Here is a 15509-nt window from a genome sequence, read left to right on the forward strand (position 1 = left end):
TCGCGCAGACTCTAATGCCCAAATACTCCGTGCGTTTATTAAGAATTGTCCCCTTGCTGTTGACAATATGAACGAAATCTTTATAATTAGATTATAATTCATACTAAGTTAATCGGAATTCTAATAAATTAAAATAAATTAAATTATAAATATAATTATAGGAGGATGCGGCAATGGAACGGAATATTGTAATCCGGCATAACGGAGAAGAATTGACGGCGAGCATACATTACCCGAACAAAGAGAAGGGAACCTCTTCGCGTTGCAAGGATAGACTGCCATTAGCCGTGATCTGCCACGGATTTGTGGGGAATCGTATTGGCGTAGACCGGATTTTTGTGAAGGCGGCTCGTGAGCTGGCACAAGAGGGATATATGGTTATTCGTTTTGATTATGTGGGCTGCGGCGAGAGCAGCGGGAATTATGGCGGCGAAGATATGGAATCGATGATCGCTCAGACTAGAGCGGTGCTTGATTACGGAATTAGCTCTGCTGATGTGGACCCACAGCGCGTGACGCTGATTGGCCATAGCCTGGGTGGCGCGGTGGCGCTGCTGACAAGTATTCGCGATCGCCGCGTGAAGAATCTCGTGTTATGGGCCTCTGTTGGTTATCCTTTCAATGATATTGTGAAAATTGTAGGGCGGGAGGCGTATGATCGTGCTGTGAAGAATGGATCAGCCGATTATGTGGGCTACTCGTTTACGCCGGTATATTTTAATTCTTTGGCGGCTTTTCAGCCCTTCCAAGAAGCGAGCAAATTTAGCGGCGATGTACTGGTCATTCATGGCACCTCTGATGATGTCATTCCGGTGGATTACGCTTTTCTTTATCAGAAGCTGTTCTGGACACGTCCCGAAGGACGTTGCGATAAAGAGATCATTTTTCAAGGGGATCACACCTTTTCTTCTGGACCGGCGCAGCAGCAGCTGCTTAAGCGGACTATAGAATGGATGAACGAACAAGAGCATCTGCAGACAGAGTGGCAGAATTGGATGATTTAGGAGAAGGTTTTTATTCGCATTAACTTGCAATAAGCGGTAAAATAAAGATGCACACCATATACTGGGTTATGGAGGTTGGCATCCTATGAAATTACCGTCATTTTTTATTGCGCACGGTTCTCCGCTCCTCGCACTGGAGGATAACGAGTATACCCGTTTTCTGGAGCGGCTTGGTCAAGAACTTGAAGCGCCACGCGGTATAGTAGTTTTCTCAGCGCATTGGGATAGCCCTGAACAGCTACTTACCGTTGATGAACTGCACGAGACACAGCATGACTTCTACGGATTCCCTGAAGAAGTTTACACGCTGACCTATCCGGCCCCGGGCGATCCGGCCCTAACAAGACGGATTTCTGAGCTCTTCAAGGATAACAATCTATCACATCAGCCCGTTCTGGGGCGAGGACTCGATCATGGAGTCTGGGTGATACTGAAAAAAATGTTCCCGAACGCCGACATTCCGGTAGTTGCTTTATCCGTCGACTCCCTGCGCTCTCCCAAGGAGCAGTACAATATCGGGCGGATGTTAGCACCGCTTCGTGACGAAGGCATACTGCTGATTGGAAGCGGTGGACTTGTTCACAACTTGCGGATGCTAAGTGAAAGTGAGCAGCCTGAGGATTGGGCACTTGAATTCGATGCCTGGATTGCCAAGGGACTAGAAGCCTGGGATTTGCCTTCACTTTTTGCGTATGAGAAAAAAGCTCCACATGTACGCGATGCGGTTCCTTCTTATGGAAGAGAGCATTTTGCACCTCTCTTTTACGCGATGGGAACAGCGGATGGCAGCAGGAAGGCAGAGCGGATTTTTCAGGCTTATCAGTATGGGACATTAAGTCTTAATTGCTGGAAGCTAGACTAACTGAATGAATAAGAGACCCGCAGGGTGCAGCCGCAATGGCTGTACCCTTTTTTTAATATAAGAATTTATCTATTCCATGCTATAAAATTTCCTTATGCTTGCTATGAAAAAAGGGAGAAGGTGATCAAGACAAATGGGACTGACTGTGATTAAATGGAAGGAATCAGTGAGTTTCATAAAACGTTTAGGAGGAACTACAAGCTTATGAAAGTAAATTGCTCTTCTTCCCGTCTGTTATCTGCCATTGTATTGACCACCCTATTGCTCTCCGCTTGCGGAACACAGAGTGCAAATAATGAGATCACCCCGACACAGCAGCCTACCACAGAGCCCACGCCTATCGAAACGATTCAACCCTCACCTACTATTGATCCCGCTGCTGAGCTCGTATCCGGATTAACAGGTCTTCCAGTTTCTGAAGACAGTCTTCCACGTCCCTTGGCCGTAATGATAAATAATGCTCCTGCCGCCCGGCCGCAATCGGGGGTTAGTGAAGCAGATATTTTGTATGAGATTCTTGCCGAAGGTGGTATTACGCGTTTGATTGGTATTTTTCAGAGCCATACAGGTGTGGTGAAAATCGGACCGATTCGCAGCATCCGCCCCTATCTGCTGGATATTGGCGAGAGCTACGGTGGTGTGACGGTGCATGCAGGAGGAAGTCCGGCAGCTTACGCCATTTTGCAAAAAGAGAAAAAAGAAGATATGGACGAGATCGGCCGTGCCGGAGCTTATTTTTGGCGGGATAAAGCGCGAAAAGCACCTCATAACCTGTATAGCAACGCAGCCAAACTGCGGGAAGGTGCCGAGAAGCTTGGGTTTGCGCAAAGTGTGAAGGTACCCGGGTATCTTTTTAACAATCCAGATTACATACCGGCGGACGGAGAGAAAGCCGCTGAATTTAGCATAAACTATCTGCTCAAAAGTTATAAAGTTGACTATAAATATGATCCTAAACGTCAGACCTATCAGCGTTATGTGAATGACAAACCTCATGTGGATCTAAATAACGATAATCCGGTGGAAGCGGCCAATGTGATGGTTATAGGAGCCGATCATAAAGTGCTTGATGATGTCGGAAGACTTCAGATTGATGTGGAGCTTGGCGGGGAAGCGTTGCTTTTTCAGCGGGGACAGGTCACCAAAGGCAGATGGTCGCGTGAACCAGGGGATGTGATCCGCTTTGTGAGGGATGGAAAAGAAGAGCTGATGTATCCAGGAATTACCCATATTTTGGTGGTCCCTAATGCGCCTTCATTTAGCAGTCATGTGGTATATGGCGGGGCGGATGGTACAACATAAGAAAGTCGGAATATCCAGTGTTATACAGATTTGTGTTCGGAATAATGGGTATGTGTTAATAGAGTGTAAAAAAGTTCATTTCTATAGCTTCTATACCTTGTACGGATATGATAAGATAACAAGGGTTGTCATTCATTTTCATGCTTTTTACATATGAATGGCTCTGTATTCACGGTAATTTTATGTAAAGGGGTTTAAAACAATGAAGTTGAGAAAAAGGACATATTCTTTGAGACGCTGGAAAATATGGCCGATACTATTGTCCAAGCTGCAGATTATTTTGCTCAGAATATCACTGATCTCCGGAATAATGTCGATAATTTCGCTGCAGAGATGAAAAAGTACGAATCCCAATGTGATACTTACACGCACACCGTCATCAAAGAATTGAACAAGACGTTTATTACGCCGCTTGAACGTGACGACATTATGGACTTGATCACAAGCATGGATGATGTCATCGATGGTCTGGAGGCATCCGCCTCACGTTTCTATATGTACAACCTTCTTGACCCGGATGAATACATTGTGCAATTCGCCGAAATTCTTCGCCAGTGTGCTTATGAAATCCAAAAAGCGGTTCATTTGCTCTCCCAGAAGAAATTGTTGGCGATCCGTGAATATACAATCCGTCTGAATGACCTTGAGAATCAAGGGGACGAAGTGCTTCGTATTTGTACTAAGGTCCTGTTCGAAACTGTAAAAGACCCGATTGAGCTGATTAAACGCAAGGAACTGTATGAGCGGCTCGAAACCACTACAGACAAATGTGAAGATGTAGCCAACATGTTGGAATCGATCATCATGCGCAACTCATAAGGGGTACTAGAATATGGAAACATCTATATGGATTCTTGGAATTGTTATATTTCTCGCGCTTGCGTTTGACTTTATCAATGGATTCCATGATACGGCCAACGCAATTGCTACCTCTGTCTCAACACGTGCCTTAAAACCGCGAACAGCAATTATTATGGCAGCACTGATGAACTTTGTTGGGGCCTTGATGTTTACAGGTGTGGCCAAAAAAATCGGCGGAAGTATCACCGACCCGACCTTGCTTGAAAATGGGTTGGATATCATAATAGCCACGCTGATTGCTTCGATTATTTGGAATTTGATCACTTGGTGGCTCGGGATTCCATCCTCATCGTCTCATGCACTGATCGGCGCTTTAGCGGGTGCAGTATACGTGGGGGCAGGCTCAGCACACATCAATTGGGGCGGGTTTGTGGAAATTGTCGAAGGACTGATTTTCTCCCCAATCATTGCGTTTGTTATTGGTTATATTATCATGACCATCCTGAAATGGATCTTTGCTAAGCGTAGTCCACATACGGTCAACAAGGGCTTCCGCTCTATGCAGGTCCTTACGGCAGCGTTACAGTCGTTCACACATGGTACGAATGATGCGCAAAAAGCGATGGGGATCATTACTTTTGCACTCGTTACCTCAGGACGTCAAGAAACTATGGATGTTATCCCTTTGTGGGTTAAGATAGCTGCAGCTACGGCTATGGCGCTCGGTACCTCCATCGGCGGTTGGAAGATTATTAAGACTATGGGTACGAAGATTTTTAAAATCGAACCTATTAACGGTTTCGCGGCTGATATTTCCGCGGCATCTGTTATTTTCTCAGCAACGCTGCTGCATTTGCCAGTAAGCTCAACGCATGCGATCACATCAGCGATCCTTGGGGTAGGCTCTGCCAAACGTTTCTCTGCAGTGAAATGGGGAGTAGCCGGACGTATTGTGGTCACTTGGTTCATCACGATTCCAATCAGTGCGGTATTAGCAGGTCTGATTTTCAAAATCATTTTTTAAACACCCTTTAATAAAGATGTCAGTTAGCCATTGGGCTGCGGACATCTTTTTTTGTTGTTTGGACATGAGGAGAGTGAAGAATGTACGGTATAAATCCCGTAGAAATGACGGAGTTTAGCGTTGCAGGGAGAACGTACGGTATAAATCCCGCAGAAGTGGCGGAGTTTGGCGATGGAGGGGGAATGTACGGTACAAATCCCGTAGAAATGACGAAGTTTGGCGCTGGAGGGGGAATGTACGGTATAAATCCCGTAGAAATGATGGAGTTTGGCGATGGAGGGAAAATGTACGGTATAAATCCCGTAGAAGTGACGGAGTTTGGCGTTGGAGGGGGAATGTACGGTATAAATCCCGTAGAAATGACGGAGTTTGGCGTTGGAGGGGGAATGTACGGTATAAATCCCGTAGAAATGACGGAGTTTGGCGTTGGAGGGGGAATGTACGGTATAAATCCCGTAGAAATGACGAAGTTTGGCGATGGATGGGGAATGTACGGTATAAATCCCGTAGAAATGACGGAGTTTAGAGCTGGAGGGGGAATGTACGGTATAAATCCCGTAGAAGTGACGAAGTTTGGCGTCGGAGGGGGAATGTACAGTATAAATCCCGCTGAATTTACGAAATTCGGGGTGGGGACAAAAAGAAGAGCATAATTGCCCTAGAATTAGGGACACTTCGTCGAAGAAGCGGAAATAAAGGCATAAATGCCTTAGAATGGGTGAACTAGCGTCGAAGAAGCAAAAAGAAAGACATAAATGCCTTAGAATTAGTGGAATAGCGTCGAAGAAGCAGAAATAAGGCATAAATGCCCTACAATTCGTGGAATAGCGTCGAAGAAGCAGAAATAAAGGCATAAATGTCTTAGAATGACGTAACCTGACTTGAATGAAGGTGGACCAGCCCAAAATAACTAAGCCTAGCCCAAATTAACTCAGCCCAGTCCGACGTAACACATTTCAACGGAATCCACCGCACCCAGTCCAATCTTGCGCAAAGTAACTAGTCCAACCCAACCCAACCCAACCCAACCCAACCCAACCCAACCCAACCCAACCCAACCCAACCCAACCCAACCCAACCCAACCCAACCCAACCCAACCCAACCCAACCCAACCCAACCCAACCCAACCCAACCCAACCCAACCCTATTCTCTTTCTCCCTGCTTTTCTGCCGTCCATGAGCATCACTATATTCATAATTCTCACTTGCACTCAACTTTACAGGCAAGGATTGCATCCCAATCCCACAAATCACTACCAGCCCAAAGTAAAACATATGTTACTTACGGTAAATGAACGCGAGGCGATGAACTCAAACTTTTGCGAAATCAAGGTCAGTCTGCTTACGATCGAAGGGTTGTTTACCATCCCTAATGAGCACTTTTTCACCAACTAATTAGTAAAAATAGCGATAGTAATTCACAGCTATGAATTCATCTCACTCATAAACCCGATACCGACAGCAGAGAATAAGGACAGCTCGCCCCCAGCGCAACCAACCTTACACAAATGAATCGAGCATTAACGAACGACGAAGCACCAAATGTTTCTTAGTCTAGCTTGAGCGGTGCTGCTGGCTATGTTTTTTGCTTTTTGGAAGAGTTGTCTTCTTGCTGTACAATAGAGGCGTGGAAGAAGATGAAGCGGAGGAACATTTATGATACGTACACTTGTTGTCACACATAAAGGTGAGGTGCTGACAGAGATCCCTCTGCAAAATATCCGGCTGGAGGATTATGCTTGGATATGGGCAGATTTTGCTACGCCTACGCCAGAAGAGACGCTTTTGCTGGATGAATATTTTCATTTTCACCCCTTGGCGATAGAGGACTGTATGCATGTATTGCAGCGGCCGAAGCTGGATCATTATGAGAATGTGCAGTTTTTTGTGCTGCATGCGCTGAATGAGCGGACGTTGGATGCTGAGGAGGTTGACCTATTTTTAAGCGCGAACTTTCTTGTCTCCTATCACCATCAGGAAAAAGCAGAGATGAATGAAGCGTGGGAACAGGTGAAGAGCGAAATACATAGTCGAAAAGGCTGGTCGGGTGGGCCGATGGCAGCTGCATATACGGTGATGGACAAGCTGGTGGATAAATATTTTCCATGTCTCTACAGTTTAGAGGACGAGCTTGCGGATCTGGAGAGCAGCGGCAGCAGTGAGTCGGTGGAGGAATTGATGAGCCAGGTGTTTGGCGTGCGCGGAAGACTCCTCAAAATGCGGCGGACGATTGTGCCGATGCGCGACTTGATGTACCGGATCGTGAATTCACAGCATGTCCAGAGCAATGGCGAGGAACGGATTTATTTTGGCGATATTTATGACCATCTGCTAAAACTCTCCGATATGATTGAGGCTGATCGGGAAATGACAGCGGATTTGCGTGACAGCTACATTTCACTCAATTCCAACCGGATGAATTCGATTATGAAAACACTAACGGTAATCACCACCGTATTCATGCCGCTGACGCTTATCGCCGGGATCTACGGGATGAACTTTGTGAAGATGCCTGAACTAGAGTGGAAGTATGGTTATTTTGGTGTGCTGCTGTTTATGGTGGTGGTTGGTTTTGGGATGTTCCGATGGTTCCGACGGAGTGGCTGGTTTAAGTGAAAATAGAGCAGAAGCGCCAACAGCAAATCTCTTTCCCGCGAGAATTGCTGTTTTTCTGATACATAGCTAGAAAACGTCACCGCTATTTGCGGCGACGTTTTCCGGTGGAAGAAGTAGAGCGCCGGCGAGTAGTTGTAGTAGATTTGCGACGGGGTGAGGTGGAGCGCTTTTTTTTGCGGCGATTAGGACTGTACAGGGCGGCATCCTCTTCGGCGGCTAGTGCGCCTGCTGCGCCTTTGTTTTTACCGAAGCTACCCATGAACAGCTTAACCATTGGAGCCATCTGCTGGAAGCCGGACATCACCTTTTGTACTTTACCCATAGAGTTTACGATCCCGTCAATGCCGCCCATACGATCGATGATACCTTTGATTTGCTCCATATTCCCACCAATTCCGCCACCGCCGCCTAAGCCGCTGAGCAGTCCGGCAAGCCCGCCGCTTGCCTTTGTTGCAGCTTCAGCTGCAGGGAGCGCTAGCGCAGTTTCGGTGGCAGCTTCTGCTCCTAAAGCAGGAAGGATTCCGGTCTCACCTGGGAGAGCTGAGGGCGCATATGAACTGAGGCCGGGGTAGGCAGAGGCATTATACGAATCGCTCAGTGAACGCTGATTCCGGCGGGAATGATTATAGTAATGATCAGGCATAATATCACATTCCTTTGTTAGTGGTCTGCTATACTGTATGTCATGGGCGAACATACGGTATAGACGAATGCCCGGGTAATAGGGATAGGAGCGGAAAAGGGCGTATGCCTATAAACAGGTTAAAGTAGTGAAGAAACCGTGTACGAGCTTGATTTTCGGCGCTTTTGTAGTACTATAGTGTAGGCGATAATTCTTATGTAGAGAAAAATACTTGTATTGGGGTACATAAATGGTGTGCGCGTGGGGTGGACGTTTGTCCATCATTTTCGTTCTTTACAGCGTGAAATCGTTAATGCTTGAAAAATGCGCTCCAGTGCAATATAGTAAAGGCAGGATAGTGACATTAGGTTGATGTTTCCGGAGCTAGTTTTGTACGGAGCTTAATCAGAGAAACTAATGCTGATAGAACTTTTAGGGGATGAAAAATTGATGCAACTTAAGAAGTTAAATGATAAAAGTATAGACCAATTATTTGAAGCCATTTTAACATTAAAGAATATGGAAGAATGTTATGTTTTCTTTGATGATTTGTGCACCGTGAACGAGATTCAATCGCTGTCGCAACGACTGGAAGTAGCGCGTATGCTTGGCAAAGGTTCGACCTACAATCAGATCGAAGCAGAGACAGGAGCAAGTACAGCTACTATTTCCCGTGTAAAACGTTGCCTGAACTACGGAAATGATGGTTATAAATTAACGCTGGAACGTTTGGGACGCTAATTTATGGTACCGGGCGTACTTATTATCAGTCACGGCTCCCGCGACGAGGTTTGGGTGTCGATTGTGGAAGAGGCCGTAAGCGAATTATCGCTAGATGAAGAGATGCCAGTGGTGGTCTCTTTTTTAGAGCTGGTAGAGGGCCGTCTGATTCAAGATGGAATAAATGAACTGGAACATGCAGGGGTCACAGATATAATTGTGATCCCATTGTTCGTTTCCTCGGGAAGCACACATGTCGATGAAATAGAATATGCACTAGGGGCTAAACCTGCACCTGAACGTGAGACCGATTTAGAGCCGTTCCACGTGAAGGCTAAGGTTCACTATGGTTATCCTGTCGACGATGACCCGGACATCGCTGTGATGATCTGGGACAAGCTCCGTAAGCTGTCTACGAAACCGGAACGTGAGACAATTCTGCTAGTGGGTCATGGCAGCATTTATGATGGCTTCCGCCAGCGTTGGCAGCAGGGCATCTCTTCACTGGCAGGACGTGTACGTGAGGTGAGCGGCGTAGCGGCGGCCGATTATGGTCTGCTGAATCCGGACAGTGTAAGAAGCAAAGTGGAGTATTGGCAGGAGCAGGGTCACGAGGTATTGGTGGCGCCGCTTTTTTTGAGTGAAGGTTATTTCACTAAACATGTGGTTCCGAACAGACTTAAAGGGTTAACCTATAAGTATTCTGGCCAGACGCTTTTGCCGCACCCGCTTCTTCCGCATTGGATTGAGAGACAGGTAGAGACACTCCTCGAACAGATTCGAAAAGAGAGTTAAAAAGCTTCCTTTTTAGCCCACTTAATCATGAAAAATAGTGCCCATTTCCGTGGATAATACGGGATTTGCCGCATACACATATATATAGTTGTTTTTGCCTAATAAGGTGTCGTGAATTGTTGTATAATGGAATATTTACGATAAATGTCCTCTGACATTGATTGTAGTGGTCCGAATTAGGTATAATCAATTAGGTTATTCTATTATAAAAAACAGGTGGCGTTCCGGTAATGAAAACTGCGAGATTGATTTATAATCCCACTTCTGGACGGGAAGAAATGAAGAAGCGGCTCGCCGACATTTTGGACCGGCTGGATACGGGTGGCATTGAAGCCTCCTGCCATGCAACGACCGGAGAAGGCGATGCTATGTTAGCTGCTGCGGATGCAGTAGAGCGAGGTTATGATCTAATCATAGCAGCCGGTGGGGATGGCACTTTAAATGAGGTTATCAATGGTATGGCGGAGAAACCTAATCTCCCCCCGCTTGGCGTATTGCCACTTGGGACTACCAATGATTTTGCACGTGCGATGGGGATCCCGAAGAATTGGGAAGATTCCGTTGATTTAATCCTTCGTCAAGAGTCGCGTCCGATTGATATCGGTAAAGCCAATGATCGTTATTTCATTAATATAGCAGGCGGTGGCAGTCTAACCGAACTGACCTATGAAGTTCCAAGTAAGCTGAAGACCATGATAGGGCAGCTTGCGTACTATTTAAAAGGTATTGAAAAAATGGTCAGCCTATCTCCTCAGGAACTAATCATTCGTGCCAATGGGCAGGAGGTTATTCATGATGAGTTTATGCTGTTCCTGATTGCAAATACGAATTCTGTTGGCGGCTTTGAAAAGCTTGCTCCCGGCGCTCGAATCGATGACGGTCTGTTAGATGTTATTGCGGTTAAAAAATGCAACCTGGCAGAGTTTGTCCGTTTGGTTAGATTGGCCCTTCGTGGCGAGCATTTGCAGGATAAAAAGGTTGTGTATTTCCGTACGGATGCAATGGATGTAATCTCTCCAGGGCATGTCCAATTGAACTTGGATGGAGAACTTGGCGGAGAGCTGCCGGGTCGTTTTCGGATTTTACCGCAGCATCTGCGGATTTTTGCTCAGAATAATTAGGGTTGTTTGAAAGTAAGAGTGGGATTATACAGCGATGATAATGAAAGAAGTGAACAATAAATAATGAGTAAACACCGCAGTGGACGCAGCACCAGCCGCCCAGCCGGCAAGGCGCCTGTCGCCGGACTGCCTGTGAATAAAAATGATGAGGTTATGCTCGATATTATCGGCATGACCCATGAAGGTGAAGGGGTAGGCCGCGTAGAAGGCTTTACCCTTTTTGTGCAGGGAGCCCTTCCCGGAGAGAAAGTCCGGGCAAGGGTGCTCAAGACCAAAAAGCAGTATGGCTACGCCAAGCTGCTTAATATAGTAGAAGCGAGCAGCGCCCGCATCGCAGCGCCTTGCGAGATCTATGACCAATGCGGCGGCTGCCAACTGCAGCATATGGACTACACTGCTCAGCTGGCGTGGAAACGGCAGCTGGTGGTGGACAACCTGGAGCGGATTGGGAAGCTCCGGGTGGATGGTGGCGGGAACAGCGGAAAGAGCAAAGAGAGTAATGCTGGTGGAAGTCAGACGGACAGTGCCAACGATGGTGGCATCGTGGATGGTGCGACTGTTGGCGCTGGAGTAGCTCATACAGATGGCATTCTTGTTCGCCCTACACTCGGCATGGACGAGCCTTGGCGTTACCGCAACAAGGCTCAGGTACCAATTGGCGTAACCGAAGGTGGCCTTGTAGGCGGTTTTTACGCACGGGGAAGTCACCGTATCATCGATATGGAGACGTGCTTAATCCAGCACGAAGATAATGATGACGTTGTGCGCAAGGTGAAAGACATTGGCAGAGAACTTGGCATCTCTGCTTATAGTGAAGAAACCGGCCGTGGCCTGCTGCGTCATGTCGTCGTGAAGAAAGCTTTCCGCACCGGTGAAATGATGGTCGTTCTTGTAACCAACGGCCGCGACATCCCGCATCTGGACGCCTGGATTGGCAGCATCCGCGAACAGCTGCCGCATGTAGTCAGCATCTGCCAGAACGTCAACACTCAGCGCACGAATGTCATCTTCGGTGGCGAAACCCGCGTCCTGTGGGGCAGAGATGTTATCTATGACTACATCGGCGATGTACAGTTCGCTATCTCAGCGCGTTCGTTCTATCAAGTGAACCCGGCACAGACTGAGGTGCTGTACGGAAAAACCGTAGAATACGCCGGACTGACTGGCAATGAAACGGTTATCGATGCCTATTGCGGCATCGGTACGATCTCCCTCTTCCTGGCACAGCACGCAGCCAAGGTATATGGAGTAGAGATTGTTCCTGAGGCAATTGAGGATGCCCGGGCGAATGCGAAGTTAAATGAGATGAAGAATGTAGTGTTCGAGGTTGGTGCCTCTGAGGATGTCATTCCGAATTGGAAAGAGCAAGGGATTACGGCGGATGTTATCGTGGTCGATCCTCCGCGTAAGGGCTGCGATCCGCGACTTTTGGAGACGATCCTGGCGATGAAGCCGGAGCGTGTGGTGTATGTGTCGTGTAATCCATCGACATTAGCAAGGGACTTGCGTGTGTTGGAGGATGGCGGGTACAAGACAGTGGAGGTAACTCCGGTGGACATGTTCCCGCATACGGTGCATGTGGAGTGCGTATTATTGATGGAATGGAGGGGCGAGCCTAAATAGGCTACGCCTCTTGTTTTAATGGATTTTGGAAGTTGTAATTGATTTCGATAGAACCATCAGCTTGTACAGCAATTCGGTTAATCATCTTATGAATCATATCTCGAAGCATTTCCTCGTTACTTACGTCAAGGGTTGCAAATTTCGTTAGTTCCGTTTTGAATGCCGTAACTCTTGACTCTGTATCATGCTCATTGGCGATTTCCAAGTCGAGTAATGCTTCTCGTTCCGCTAATGTTTGACGTTCTTTTTTAACCGCTCCGCAACAAGCATTAAATATTTCATTATCAATCTCGCCGCTAGACCATTTCCTTGTAAGGTGAACGATTTCTTTATCCAGTTTGTTGATTTCGTTCAGAACCTTTTCGAGTTCCTTTACTGCGTTGTTTTTCTTAATCCCCGCTCGTTGGATAGTCACGTCAACGAGAGACTGCATATTAAGGGAGTTAGCAATCAGGTCTTTCAGGTTGGTTAAAACAACTTGCTTTAGAACGTCATGCTTGATGATGTGTGATGCACACTTTTTAGACCCGTTTTTCTGATAGGTTGAGCATACGTAGGAATGACGATCATTTTTGTAATTCATTCCCCCTCCACAATCTGCACAGAATGCTACCCTAGCAAATAAAGACTTTTGTCCCCGCCCTCTAAATACTCGATTAGCTTTCTCCCTCATTTTATTTTGAACAGCTTCAAAAAGTTCAAGGGTAACTAACGGTTCATGATGATTAGGTATTATAATCCAATCGCTTTCGTCTATCAGTTGTCTTCTTTTATAGCCCTTCTTTTGAAGGTGTAGTTTGTCTTTGCTATCAACTTTTGAACGTCCTTGAACCAATTCACCTGTATAATGGCGATTTTTCAAAATTAATCGTATAGACGAATCGTGCCACTTACTTCCCTTTTTTCTGGAGGTAGGAATTCCTTTGTCATCTAGAAAGTTAGCTATCGCTTGAACGCCCATTCCTTTATTCAGGTATAGGTCAAATATTAATTGGACGGTGTGCGAGTGAATAGCATTAGGAATTAACTTCCCCGGCTTTACTTTGTCGTAACCAATGGGCGGCGTTCCGTGAAAAATACCATTAAGTGACTTAACGGATATACCCCAACTAACATTGTATGACGTATCCTCGCTTTGTCTTTGGTTTACGGCTGAGATAACAGTCAGTTGTAACTCATCTTTAATTTCGCCTTCTCTAGATGAATAGAGATTGACGTTGTAACTGTTGAGGGTTCTTACGATGTTTAAGGTATCTGATGTGTCTCTGGACAATCTAGACAATGCTTTTATAAGAACCACATCAAAACGTCCTTTCTCAGCATCCCTCATTAGGCGTTTCAATTCCTCACGTTGGGCGGTACTTGTACCAGTAATTCCTTCATCGGCATAAATATCAACCAGTTCCCAACCCTTTTGTTTTATAGAGTTTTCAAAGTGCGATACTTGACTTTCAAGGCTATCCTTCTGACTATCTAATCCTGTACTAACCCTTGCATAAATGGCACATCTCATGCACATTCTCCCCCTTTGGAAAGTTGTTTTTGAGATGTGACAGTATTCGCTTGTTTATTATCGTATGACTGCTCTATCAAACTGTCAATACGAGATTTAAGCAAGTCAAGCATTAGAGTCTGCAAGCTATCCTCAGAAGAGAAATTGGTAATAATCTTCATTTGTTGCGCCCCCTACAGTGTTGTTACTATAGTGGTCGTTCTATGTATTGAAATAATTGCGAATTTATTTTTTGAACATAAAGAAAGCCCCAACCGAATCGGTAGGGCAGAGAATAGGGAGCGTCTACTTCTAGTATTGACATTCTTATTGTTAGTATTTTAAAGGGTGTTTGTTAAAGCAACACCCTTCCTGTCCTCTGCACGCTATAAATGCTTGAATAAGTATACCCACTTTTATCTTAGCCACTTGAATTAAATTCTACAATATCCCCAGATACCTCCATTAAAATATATGATTTCCTTAACTTGCTTCTGTCCGTGTTTTACGCTGACAATTCACTTCGTGCGGTCAAATTTTTTTACTATCTCTACGTTATTGTTGTTAGACGTTACCAATCTTTACTTATAATGAATGCAAATGATTAAGGAAGGTGAAGACGTTGGAAAAAATGTTCTCCATTAAGGAAGCAAAAGAGGTGCTAAGTCTATCATACAACACCGTGTACCGACTGATAAACAACGGGACTATCAATGCCGTTAAAATCGGTGGATCTATTCGCATTCCACATTGGGCACTTAGAAATTTTATTCTTGAAGATACGGTAGGAGGTAAAGCCAATGATTATCAACAGTAAGGCGGTCTCACTCACTGAAGCGACCACGATGTTAGGAATGACCGAACGGGAAGTTCTACGACTGAGCCAACATGGGTATTTGGAGCAAAGTAAGCCTGAAGGCGGTGAAACACGAATAATTCAGAGCAGTCTTGAGAAGTATGCTTATCGAAGCGGGATAGTCCTTCAGGAAGCCTCTAAGACCTCTGTAGGGCGTTCGGGAAGCCTTGCAATACAAGAGGCAATGACCAAGCTAGGACTACGTAGCGAAGACACAGTACATCGACTGATTCAGACAGGCAAGCTGAAAGCAGGGTTAGAGGGCGGGACATATGTTGTCTATTCTCAATCTTTACATGACTATGTTACAGGACGGTGTTAGACATGAGAATGTATACGCTGAATGAAATCTCTAATTTACTGACTAAAGCAAGCCCTACTAAAGTCTACACTATGCAACGCATTTGGGGTTGGTGTCAAAAAGAAGGGTTACAGTATGAATCAATCCCATATAGGGTCAGAGGGGTATCTTATAAGCCTATATGGATTCGTGAGGATTCTCTGAGAGCGTTCATAGAGATGAAGGGCTTTAATATTGAAGGAATCTTTCCTAACTAGCTAGAGTCAACCGTAGAAAGCCCGCCATATGATTGGCGGGTTATTCAATCGCAACTTTATAACGACATAAACCAACTACTAAGGGTATGCGAGGTGTTTTTTTGCACGTTAT

General features: G+C 45.8%; 17 protein-coding genes. 13 read left to right on the top strand and 4 right to left on the bottom strand.

From position 1 onward, the window contains the following. The first annotated feature begins 173 nt into the window (after nt 1-173). From MHB37_RS03360 to MHB37_RS03385, 6 genes are all read left to right on the top strand, one after another. Nucleotides 174-1004, top strand: a complete 831-nt coding sequence (locus MHB37_RS03360; protein ID WP_076195105.1) for a S9 family peptidase — start codon at nt 174-176, stop codon at nt 1002-1004. Nucleotides 1005-1089: 85 nt separating this feature from the next. Further along, nucleotides 1090-1866 (top strand): class III extradiol ring-cleavage dioxygenase, encoded by a 777-nt coding sequence (locus tag MHB37_RS03365; RefSeq protein ID WP_038568677.1) that lies wholly within the window; start codon nt 1090-1092, stop codon nt 1864-1866. A gap of 204 nt (nt 1867-2070) precedes the next feature. Next, nucleotides 2071-3168 (top strand): DUF3048 domain-containing protein, encoded by a 1098-nt coding sequence (locus MHB37_RS03370; protein ID WP_405168923.1) that lies wholly within the window; start codon nt 2071-2073, stop codon nt 3166-3168. A gap of 222 nt (nt 3169-3390) precedes the next feature. Next, on the top strand, nt 3391-3987 hold the full coding sequence (locus tag MHB37_RS03375) for a DUF47 domain-containing protein (RefSeq protein ID WP_405169579.1): 597 nt from the start codon (nt 3391-3393) through the stop codon (nt 3985-3987). Between the two features lie 13 nt (nt 3988-4000). Continuing rightward, nucleotides 4001-4993 carry an inorganic phosphate transporter gene (locus MHB37_RS03380; protein WP_036686873.1) on the top strand — a complete coding sequence of 331 codons (993 nt, stop codon included), beginning with the start codon at nt 4001-4003 and terminating at the stop codon, nt 4991-4993. A gap of 80 nt (nt 4994-5073) precedes the next feature. Continuing rightward, a complete protein-coding gene (locus MHB37_RS03385) occupies nt 5074-5646 on the top strand; it encodes a hypothetical protein (protein ID WP_405168924.1) in 573 nt (190 codons plus the stop codon). A gap of 278 nt (nt 5647-5924) precedes the next feature. Here MHB37_RS03385 and MHB37_RS03390 read toward each other — a convergent pair whose 3' ends face one another. After that, nucleotides 5925-6221, bottom strand: coding sequence for a hypothetical protein (locus MHB37_RS03390; protein WP_405168925.1), 297 nt, complete (start codon nt 6219-6221; stop codon nt 5925-5927). 429 nt (nt 6222-6650) lie between these two features. Here MHB37_RS03390 and corA point away from each other — a divergent pair, with 429 nt between their 5' ends. Then, nucleotides 6651-7610: a magnesium/cobalt transporter CorA gene (gene corA / locus MHB37_RS03395; RefSeq protein ID WP_405168926.1), complete on the top strand. Its 960-nt coding sequence runs from the start codon at nt 6651-6653 to the stop codon at nt 7608-7610. Between the two features lie 82 nt (nt 7611-7692). Here corA and MHB37_RS03400 read toward each other — a convergent pair whose 3' ends face one another. After that, nucleotides 7693-8253 (bottom strand): hypothetical protein, encoded by a 561-nt coding sequence (locus tag MHB37_RS03400; protein WP_038568686.1) that lies wholly within the window; start codon nt 8251-8253, stop codon nt 7693-7695. Nucleotides 8254-8682: 429 nt separating this feature from the next. On the opposite strand from MHB37_RS03400, the gene MHB37_RS03405 reads away from it, so the two are divergent. From MHB37_RS03405 to rlmD, 4 genes are all read left to right on the top strand, one after another. Beyond that, nucleotides 8683-8973 (top strand): YerC/YecD family TrpR-related protein, encoded by a 291-nt coding sequence (locus MHB37_RS03405; RefSeq protein ID WP_019913624.1) that lies wholly within the window; start codon nt 8683-8685, stop codon nt 8971-8973. Nucleotides 8974-8976: 3 nt separating this feature from the next. Beyond that, nucleotides 8977-9747 (top strand): sirohydrochlorin chelatase, encoded by a 771-nt coding sequence (locus tag MHB37_RS03410; RefSeq protein ID WP_405168927.1) that lies wholly within the window; start codon nt 8977-8979, stop codon nt 9745-9747. Between the two features lie 230 nt (nt 9748-9977). Then, complete coding sequence (locus MHB37_RS03415; RefSeq protein WP_036680719.1) at nt 9978-10868, top strand: diacylglycerol kinase; 891 nt, start codon at nt 9978-9980, stop codon at nt 10866-10868. 63 nt (nt 10869-10931) lie between these two features. After that, the gene (rlmD, locus tag MHB37_RS03420) at nt 10932-12491 is read left to right on the top strand and encodes a 23S rRNA (uracil(1939)-C(5))-methyltransferase RlmD (RefSeq protein ID WP_405168928.1); all 1560 of its coding nucleotides are present in this window, start codon (nt 10932-10934) and stop codon (nt 12489-12491) included. A gap of 1 nt (nt 12492) precedes the next feature. Here rlmD and MHB37_RS03425 read toward each other — a convergent pair whose 3' ends face one another. Then, a complete protein-coding gene (locus MHB37_RS03425) occupies nt 12493-14004 on the bottom strand; it encodes a recombinase family protein (protein ID WP_405168929.1) in 1512 nt (503 codons plus the stop codon). Next, the gene (locus MHB37_RS03430) at nt 14001-14165 is read right to left on the bottom strand and encodes a hypothetical protein (RefSeq protein WP_405168930.1); all 165 of its coding nucleotides are present in this window, start codon (nt 14163-14165) and stop codon (nt 14001-14003) included. Before MHB37_RS03430 ends, MHB37_RS03425 begins: the two co-directional genes overlap by 4 nt. Before the next feature lie 431 nt (nt 14166-14596). On the opposite strand from MHB37_RS03430, the gene MHB37_RS03435 reads away from it, so the two are divergent. After that, on the top strand, nt 14597-14800 hold the full coding sequence (locus MHB37_RS03435) for a helix-turn-helix domain-containing protein (protein WP_405168931.1): 204 nt from the start codon (nt 14597-14599) through the stop codon (nt 14798-14800). Next, nucleotides 14784-15161 (top strand): hypothetical protein, encoded by a 378-nt coding sequence (locus tag MHB37_RS03440; protein WP_405168932.1) that lies wholly within the window; start codon nt 14784-14786, stop codon nt 15159-15161. The genes MHB37_RS03435 and MHB37_RS03440 overlap by 17 nt, the downstream gene beginning before the upstream one ends. Nucleotides 15162-15509: the final 348 nt, after the last annotated feature.

The sequence above is a fragment of the Paenibacillus sp. FSL H3-0286 genome (genome assembly GCF_045040705.1).
Lineage (GTDB): Bacteria > Bacillota > Bacilli > Paenibacillales > Paenibacillaceae > Paenibacillus_AQ > Paenibacillus_AQ odorifer.

Excerpts from the sequence above, each read along its gene's own strand:
- MHB37_RS03360 (WP_076195105.1), top strand. The coding sequence starts at position 174 with ATGGAACGGAATATTGTAATCCGGCATAACGGAGAAGAATTGACGGCG.
- MHB37_RS03365 (WP_038568677.1), top strand. The coding sequence starts at position 1,090 with ATGAAATTACCGTCATTTTTTATTGCGCACGGTTCTCCGCTCCTCGCA.
- MHB37_RS03370 (WP_405168923.1), top strand. The coding sequence starts at position 2,071 with ATGAAAGTAAATTGCTCTTCTTCCCGTCTGTTATCTGCCATTGTATTG.
- MHB37_RS03380 (WP_036686873.1), top strand. The coding sequence starts at position 4,001 with ATGGAAACATCTATATGGATTCTTGGAATTGTTATATTTCTCGCGCTT.
- MHB37_RS03385 (WP_405168924.1), top strand. The coding sequence starts at position 5,074 with ATGTACGGTATAAATCCCGTAGAAATGACGGAGTTTAGCGTTGCAGGG.
- corA (WP_405168926.1), top strand. The coding sequence starts at position 6,651 with ATGATACGTACACTTGTTGTCACACATAAAGGTGAGGTGCTGACAGAG.
- MHB37_RS03400 (WP_038568686.1), bottom strand. The coding sequence starts at position 8,253 with ATGCCTGATCATTACTATAATCATTCCCGCCGGAATCAGCGTTCACTG.
- MHB37_RS03405 (WP_019913624.1), top strand. The coding sequence starts at position 8,683 with ATGCAACTTAAGAAGTTAAATGATAAAAGTATAGACCAATTATTTGAA.
- MHB37_RS03410 (WP_405168927.1), top strand. The coding sequence starts at position 8,977 with ATGGTACCGGGCGTACTTATTATCAGTCACGGCTCCCGCGACGAGGTT.
- MHB37_RS03415 (WP_036680719.1), top strand. The coding sequence starts at position 9,978 with ATGAAAACTGCGAGATTGATTTATAATCCCACTTCTGGACGGGAAGAA.
- rlmD (WP_405168928.1), top strand. The coding sequence starts at position 10,932 with ATGAGTAAACACCGCAGTGGACGCAGCACCAGCCGCCCAGCCGGCAAG.
- MHB37_RS03425 (WP_405168929.1), bottom strand. The coding sequence starts at position 14,004 with ATGAGATGTGCCATTTATGCAAGGGTTAGTACAGGATTAGATAGTCAG.
- MHB37_RS03430 (WP_405168930.1), bottom strand. The coding sequence starts at position 14,165 with ATGAAGATTATTACCAATTTCTCTTCTGAGGATAGCTTGCAGACTCTA.
- MHB37_RS03440 (WP_405168932.1), top strand. The coding sequence starts at position 14,784 with ATGATTATCAACAGTAAGGCGGTCTCACTCACTGAAGCGACCACGATG.